Raw genomic sequence first — 7,584 nt, 5'->3', positions numbered from 1 at the left:
AAAGATACTTCAGGACCACCGCTATTGATTCGAACTACAGCTGGGTAGACCAGCTCCTCTACCTCTTCTTCTTCCTCTACCTCTTCCTCTACTTCTTCTTCTATAACCTCAAAATTTATTGTCAGAGAAGGCCCTGCGAGCTCAGAACCATTGTCCCCTGAATAAGCTGTGGCCCCAAGTGTGTTAGGTCCTAATACAGGATTCCAGGGATTGTAATCATTACTTATGTCTCCTCCAATCGCATAGACAGGATGATTCTCTGTTCTATAATTTGTATTTCCTTGGTAATCAAAAATTATACTTTCTGCCCCATCTTCTACCTCAGCTCTAATGTTGAGATTTGAAGTACCTATTTCTTTTAAATTGAATACATCATTATTTTTTATGATAGCTATATCCTGATCCGTATCGGCATTGACTAAAATCAAGGCGGTGACAGCAGGACCTAGGGGAGGAGCGGGGCTTTTATCACCAATTTTGACGGTATAACCCATTAAAATTATTCCTCCTAAACAAATCATTATAACCCTGCTAACCATCAATAATTCCTTGCTTCCCATAATTTTAATATTTCTGAGTTATTTGTGTTGGCTTCTTTATATGCTATTCTGTAAAAGAAAAAGTATTTCAAATTTGAGATGAACCACCCTCCAAATTCTCCAAAACAAAGTTTAATTTTAGAAAATCTCTTTTCTCAGCCAGGTAGAGTGTTTTTTACTCCGGTTAATTTGACTAAGGGTTATTACGATGTGTTAATGCAAATTTTGGTCTGTGTTTCAAAAATATGTATTTGAAATGCATTTATACAAACATATAAAGGTATGTTTGGAAAGTCAAATATTTCAACACTTTAAATTCTAACAATTAATGGTTTATATAGGATAAAAGAATTAAGTACTATAAAAATACAATGGTTTATACTTTTTAATTCTTTAACCCATCAATTTTCAAAATTGTGAACGACGAAAGATTTGGTCATTCCCATAAATTTTTCTTTGGTTAACTTACTGTCAGGAAAAAGTTCCTTCATATCTTTTCCTGACAGTAAAAGAATTTCATCGAGGTACTGTTGAGCCTCGTTCGAAGACCATTTTTTAAACCTGCTAAATTTAGTTTTTGTCAGGATAGAAAATCTGATGCTTTTTGGAATAAACTGGAAATATGGCAGTAAATAATGCGGTTCTATGATAAAAAATTTGTTAGGAGTTTGGACATAATGATACCGGCCCACTCTAACTATTTCCTCTGCCATCTTCTTTTGTTGCGCCCTGTTGTAAAGGTGTTCAATTACTGAATTGGAAAAACCAATATCAAAGGAGTTGTTTTTGTAAGCTGATAAATTTGTACCATCTCCTTTGACAATTTCAAAGTTAGTATAATTTGATATTCCCGCCTCTAAATTCAATATGGTGATTTGAATACCTTGAACATTGGCTAAGCCTGCATTTACCCAAAATTCTTCATAACCTCCTACATCTAGTATTTTTATAGGCTTTTGTAACTTTTGAAGTTGATTTTTAAATAATGCCATTCGTTTTTGACTAAAATTATTCCCCAAAGAGTTTTGAACAGACGAATCGCTAAATGCCCAAGTTTTAAAATTTTTGATCATAGGTTTTAATTATTAAAACACATTAGTTTTAATAAGTTTGGTTATAAAGGGCTAGAGAAAATGCCTTTTGCTGAAGCTCAGTAAGAAAATTGACATTTAATATTGATTAGCAGCCAAATCAGCTTACTTAAATTTTTCTTATTTAAGTTTAAAACATCACCCTAAATTTGGTTTTCTTATTATTCCTCTTTTTCGGTCTCAAAATTAAGGCCATTTATTCTTTTAAATAAATTAACCAAGAAGCTTTTAATGAAATTTAAGCACAGATTAACGCAAATACCCTAATTGCTCTTTATAAATTCGTATTAGATTTAGGAAATTCTTAGCAATTGAAAAGTAAGTATATATTTCAAACCCGAATGTATATTTAAATGTTAAAATAAAATTACTGGTAGCTGGTTGGAAGCGGATTTTTAGCGTCCCAAGTATGAAGAAAGTTTAATAAATACTTAAGATTGACCTATATAATGACTTGATAAAAAATAGTAGTTTTTCACGTATAAAAAAAGGAATTAAAGAACGTTGAAATAAACAACATCCTTCAATTCCCATTCATTTATCAAGCAGCAATAAATATTCCTTGTATGGAATTAATTTCTAACCTGACCCTTTCCTTTGATAATCCATTTGTAAGAGGTCATTTCTTCCAAAGCCATAGGCCCTCTGGCATGTAATTTTTGAGTGCTTATCCCTATTTCCGCCCCAAGGCCAAATTGAGCTCCATCAGTAAAAGCAGTGGAAGCATTCGCATATACAGCTGCGGCATCTACCGCCTTTAGAAAATGATTGATGGTTTGGTCATCTTCTGCAATAATCGCTTCACTGTGTTTACTGCTATACTTAGCGATGTGTTCCAAGGCTTCTGTGGTGTCAGAGACAATTTTTAGAGACATTTTCATGGAAAGAAACTCTGTACCAAAGTGCTCTTGCTTTGCTTGATGCAAAAGGTTTTCAGGATATTTCCCTTCCAATTCTTTATAGGCTTGAGGGTCTGCAAATATGGTCACCTCTTTCTTTGCCAATGGCACGGTCATTGCTTCCAAGTCGCTTATACGACTTTGGTGTACCAATAAACAATCGAGTGCATTGCAGACACTAACTCTCCTGGTTTTAGCATTGCAAATGATTTCAGTGCCCTTTTCTAGATTGGCCGACTGGTCAAAATAGGTATGTACAATACCGGCTCCAGTCTCTATCACAGGTACTTTGGAATGTTCCCTTACATAATTGATAAGCCCCTGACTTCCTCTTGGAATGATCATATCGACAAAACCGACGGCCTGCAATAATGCTTTGGCAGCTTCTCTCCCTGCGGGAAGAAGGCTGACAATATCAGTAGATACTTTGTTTTTTTTGAGGACTTTATGAATGACCTTTACAATACATGAGTTGGATGCATAGGCATCCGATCCTCCTTTGAGAACAAGAGCATTTCCGGTTTTTAGACACAAGCTAAAGACGTCGAAAGTAACATTGGGCCTGGATTCATAAATAATGCCAATGACACCAATAGGAACCCTAATTTTTTTAAGTACCAGACCATTGTTCAGGGTTTTTTCTGATATTATTTCTTCAAGTGGGGAATCCAGTTTGGCTACGTTGATAAGGTCACTAGCGATTCCTTCTAACCTTTCTTCAGTTAATTTAAGTCTGTCATATTTAGGGTCATTGGGATTCATTCGGTCTAAATCCTCCTGATTGGCATCCAAAATTTCCGGAGTGTATTTGATGGCTGCCATCGCCAAATCATCTAATATTTTGTTAATTTTATCTTCTGATAGCAAAGAAAGCTCTCTGCTTGCGGCCAGAGTTTTTACAAATAGGTCTTCCTGATTGGTCATAAGAAATATTTTTTATACCTGAATGGGTATTAATTTAAGTCAGAAATGTAAAGGTAATCATAATGTACCAATGGTTTTTGTCCGCTAAGCCCAATTTTCTCATTGGCGGTAATGGCATTGTACTCGGCTTTACCCAAACCAAGCCTTATGCCTGAAGGGTCAACGATGCGTATGATGTCCCCTTTTAAGAAATCTCCTTTTATTTTTGATATACCAACGGGTAACAAGCTTGTGATTTTGTCGGACAATAGAGCCGTTTTAGCACCTTCATTGATGGTAACTTCTCCTTTGGAATAGTTGTCACTATGGGCGATCCATTTTTTATGATTGTCCTTGATTTTACCGGGCTCAAAGTACGTGCATTGCAGTGTTTTGTTATAGTAGGCAACTAATACATCGTTTTTCTTGCCATTGGCTATCAGTACCTCAATACCCAGGTTGGCGGACTTTTTGGCCATGGTCATCTTTGTAAGCATTCCTCCTCTCCCAAAGGAAGATTTGTGGGTAGAAATATATTGACTCAAGTTTGGCATTTTCTGGCCAACATGTGTGATTAGCTCTGCAGAAGGGTCTGATGGGTGTCCTTTGTAGATGCCATCAACATTGGTTAGTAAAAGCAAGCTGTCAGCATCCACCATGGCGGCTACTAAACCTGCCAATTCATCATTGTCTGTAAACATCAATTCCGTTATGGCCACAGCGTCATTTTCATTAATTACCGGCACCACATTGTTCTTTAATAAGCCATCCAGACAATTTTTCATATTAAGATAATGTGCTCTGTCTCTAAAGTCTTCCTTTGTCACCATAAGTTGGGCAATGGGGTGTCCTTTCTTTGAAAAGAGTTCTTTATACTGCCCTATGAGTTCTATTTGTCCATAAGCTGCCCATACTTGCTTTTTTGAGATTGCATCGGTTTTGGGCATTAAAGAAAGCGATTTCCTTCCAAATGCTACTGCACCTGAGGAGACCAAAATCACCTTTAAACCCTTTTCTAAAAGGAAGGCCATTTGGTCTACTAAACCCGCCATGCGATTAAGGTCAGGGCTTCCATTTTCCATGGTTAGTACATTGGAACCTATCTTGATAACGATAGTTTTGCTTTTACGGGTCATTTTCATTTGAAATAGTAGAATGAGTGCAAAATTAGAAAGATTCATTAAATAGTCTAGCCAACAAAATTCATTTATTGGCTTAAAATTGTCTTTTCCTCTTAAAATTTACTTTTTAATCTGGCCTTATTTATGGGGATTCTGCAAATGTCAGTAATTCAGTGGTTATTATAGGGGGTTGCTACGGTTAAGATTTTTTTGCGGAAGGTAATTTCATGCTATTACAAATTCAAATGCCTCTCAGTCTAGAATATTACCTTCCTTTTTCTGGTTTAGATTATTATTGATTACTTTGTGCAGTTGAAGGCAATTGTATCAAGAAAAAATTATATCACGTTTGGGAGAGTATATCATAGCATTTAGTAATTGGATATGGGGAACCCCTTTGTTGTTATTATTGACAGGGGGCGGATTTTTTATGTTGGTTTATTCAGGTTTTATACCTTTTAGGGGGTTAAAACATGCCATGAAAGTAGTAGGTGGCAAATACGATGACCCCAACGCCTCAGGGGACATTACCTCATTACAAGCCTTGTCATCAGCCATTGCAGCCACCGTGGGATTAGGAAATATCAGTGGGGTAGCCCTTGCGATAGGTACTGGAGGACCAGGCGCTATTTTCTGGATGTGGGTTTCGGCTTTCGTTGGGATGGCTACAAAGTTTTTCACTTGTACACTAGCCATCATGTACAGGGGAAAGGATTCATCAGGGCATATTCAGGGAGGCCCCATGTATGTTATTGAAGAAGGAATGGGTAAGAAATGGCGCTTTCTAGCCGTAATTTTTTGTGTGGCCGGTATTATGGGGTTGCTTGCAGTTTTTCAGGCCAATCAGCTGACGGAAGTGTTGCGAGTGGTGATGCTTAGGCCATGGGGACTGGATTACGGTCAATCAACCCGATGGATCATTGGTATTACTATGATGATATTGGTGGCAATCGTTATATTGGGGGGTATACAAAGAATAGCAAAGGTAGCTTCGCGACTTGTACCATTTATGGTTACCATGTATTTTTTAGGGGTATTTGTGATTTTATATAAAAATTTGGGAGCTGTTCCTGATATGTTATGGCACATAATCGAAGATGCTTTTTCCGGAAAAGCAGTACTGGGAGGAGCCGTTGGTCAGGTGATTATTACCGGAGCAAGGAGAGCTGCATTTTCCAATGAAGCCGGCATAGGCACGGCACCTATGGTGCATGGAGCCTCCAGAACCAATGAGCCTGTAAGAGAAGGACTGATTGCCATGTTGGGGCCATTTATAGATACTATAGTGGTTTGTACCTTAACCGCATTGGTGATAATGGTAACCGGAGTTTGGACGTCCGGAGAACAAGACGGTGTTTTACTAACCCTCTCGGCCTTTGAAAAAGGATTACCTGGTTTAGGAAAATATATATTACTGGTAGCAGTTTTGGTATTTGCACTTTCTACAATGTTTACCTACTCCTATTATGGGCACAAGTGTTTTAACTACCTGTTTGGTGCAGACAAAGCCGATTATTACAATTACTTTTATCTGATAACCATTGTAGTAGGGGCGGTGACCTCTTTAAAAGTCGTCATGAGTTTTGTGGATGGGGTATATGCTATTATGGCCTTCCCCACCATGCTATCCGCGATTTACCTTTCCCCGAAAGTCATCGCCGCAACAAAGGATTATTTTAAAAGGATGAAAATTTTGGACAAGCAATGAACTGGTTGATCGCACCTAACGCCTTTAAAGGAAGCCTGGAAGCAGATGAGGCTTCAGAGATAATTCGTGACTTGATTCAAAGAAGGAACGAAAACCACAATATAGTAACAGCCCCTATAGCGGATGGTGGTGACGGGACTTGTTATCTCCTGAATCAACATTTGGGTTTGGCTAAGCATTATGCCGTAGCCAGTGATCCCATTGGAAGACCTATAAAAGGATTTTATGGCTACGAGTCGGCTACCGATTCTGCTTACCTTGATGTTTCCACAGTGTCAGGGATCAAGTGGTTAAAGCCAAATGAGTTGAATCCTTGGAAGTGTAGTACCTATGGTACCGGGGAATTGATTAGAAAAGCCTATGATAATGGAGCGAAAAATATCATTTTGGGCTTGGGAGGAAGTGCGACAGTGGATATGGGAACAGGAATTTTAGCTGCTTTAGGAGTTCAATTTCTAGACAAGCATGGGGATAAATTGGACCTTTTTAGTCCTAACTTTTTAACTAAAATCGCAGCTATACAAATCAAAGAAAGACTTCCTGAATTGTCATTTACATGCCTTTGTGATGTGAGTAATCCTTTCTTTGGTGACAGAGGTGCAATTCCGGTGTTCGGACCTCAAAAAGGCATAAAACCTGAAGCCCAACCGATGTTGGTGGAGGCAGCAAAAAATGTTTATCAACTTTTTGAAAAAGCTAAAGGCAGTGAAATTCAAGACCAAGCTTGTTTTGGTGCAGCAGGAGGTATAGCGCTTGGCTTAAGTGCTTTTTTTCCTACCAAGATGGCACAAGGAGCCCATTTTTTCTTTGAGAAAATTGAAATGACTCAAAAGATTGCAGCAGCAGATGTGATAATTACCGGGGAAGGTAGGTATGACAACCAGTCTGCCGATGGCAAAGGAAGTTATGAATTGCTTCAATTGGCCCGTCGACAAGGAAAAAAGGTGTGGTTGATTACTTCCGGAAATGGAGCAGAGAAGGCAGGATTTGATGAAGTGATTAAGGTGGCAGATTTGGATTTTAGCCTTCCAGAGGTTCCTAAACGGGCAGCGACTAATTTGACATTGTCTTTGGACAATAAGCTGGAGGAAAAAGGGTTTTAAGATTTTTTTTTTTTATAATTATAATTTTATAAAAAGACTTTTTTACTATTTGAAGGCCATAAATTAAATTGTGAAAAATATTATTTGCTATTTTTTTATTTTACTGATTAATTAAGTAGAAAAAAGACTTTTTTTATTAGTATATTTGTATGACTTGATTCGAGTTTTATTGACTTTTTTTACTATGAAAATTAACAGCTTATTACTTATTTCGGGGATA

General features: G+C 37.7%; 5 protein-coding genes and 1 pseudogene. 2 read left to right on the top strand and 4 right to left on the bottom strand.

Annotated elements, in window-relative coordinates; genetic code table 11:
- The 4 genes and pseudogenes from AAC037_RS14945 to proB form a co-directional block, all read right to left on the bottom strand.
- Positions 1-560: pseudogene (locus tag AAC037_RS14945) on the bottom strand (hypothetical protein); the annotation flags it as partial.
- Between the two features lie 380 nt (positions 561-940).
- A complete protein-coding gene (locus tag AAC037_RS14940; RefSeq protein ID WP_339903735.1) occupies positions 941-1,612 on the bottom strand; it encodes a class I SAM-dependent methyltransferase in 672 nt (223 codons plus the stop codon).
- Between the two features lie 590 nt (positions 1,613-2,202).
- Positions 2,203-3,453, bottom strand: a complete 1,251-nt coding sequence (locus tag AAC037_RS14935) for a glutamate-5-semialdehyde dehydrogenase (protein ID WP_339903734.1) — start codon at positions 3,451-3,453, stop codon at positions 2,203-2,205.
- A gap of 29 nt (positions 3,454-3,482) precedes the next feature.
- Entirely contained in the window at positions 3,483-4,568 is a 1,086-nt protein-coding gene (gene proB / locus AAC037_RS14930) for a glutamate 5-kinase (protein WP_339903736.1), read from the bottom strand.
- Positions 4,569-4,902: 334 nt separating this feature from the next.
- Here proB and AAC037_RS14925 point away from each other — a divergent pair, with 334 nt between their 5' ends.
- Positions 4,903-6,261, top strand: a complete 1,359-nt coding sequence (locus AAC037_RS14925; RefSeq protein ID WP_339903733.1) for an alanine/glycine:cation symporter family protein — start codon at positions 4,903-4,905, stop codon at positions 6,259-6,261.
- A complete protein-coding gene (locus tag AAC037_RS14920; protein ID WP_339903732.1) occupies positions 6,258-7,364 on the top strand; it encodes a glycerate kinase in 1,107 nt (368 codons plus the stop codon). The genes AAC037_RS14925 and AAC037_RS14920 overlap by 4 nt, the downstream gene beginning before the upstream one ends.
- Positions 7,365-7,584: the final 220 nt, after the last annotated feature.

The sequence above is a fragment of the uncultured Cyclobacterium sp. genome (genome assembly GCF_963976465.1).
In the GTDB taxonomy this organism is placed as follows: domain Bacteria; phylum Bacteroidota; class Bacteroidia; order Cytophagales; family Cyclobacteriaceae; genus Cyclobacterium.
The sequence above is the reverse complement of the archived record's forward strand: the minus strand, read 5'-3'. Positions and strand labels throughout refer to the sequence as shown.

Bases quoted from the DNA above. Each gene is read 5' to 3' on its own strand.
- AAC037_RS14940 (WP_339903735.1), bottom strand. From the start codon at position 1,612: ATGATCAAAAATTTTAAAACTTGGGCATTTAGCGATTCGTCTGTTCAA.
- AAC037_RS14935 (WP_339903734.1), bottom strand. From the start codon at position 3,453: ATGACCAATCAGGAAGACCTATTTGTAAAAACTCTGGCCGCAAGCAGA.
- proB (WP_339903736.1), bottom strand. From the start codon at position 4,568: ATGACCCGTAAAAGCAAAACTATCGTTATCAAGATAGGTTCCAATGTA.
- AAC037_RS14920 (WP_339903732.1), top strand. From the start codon at position 6,258: ATGAACTGGTTGATCGCACCTAACGCCTTTAAAGGAAGCCTGGAAGCA.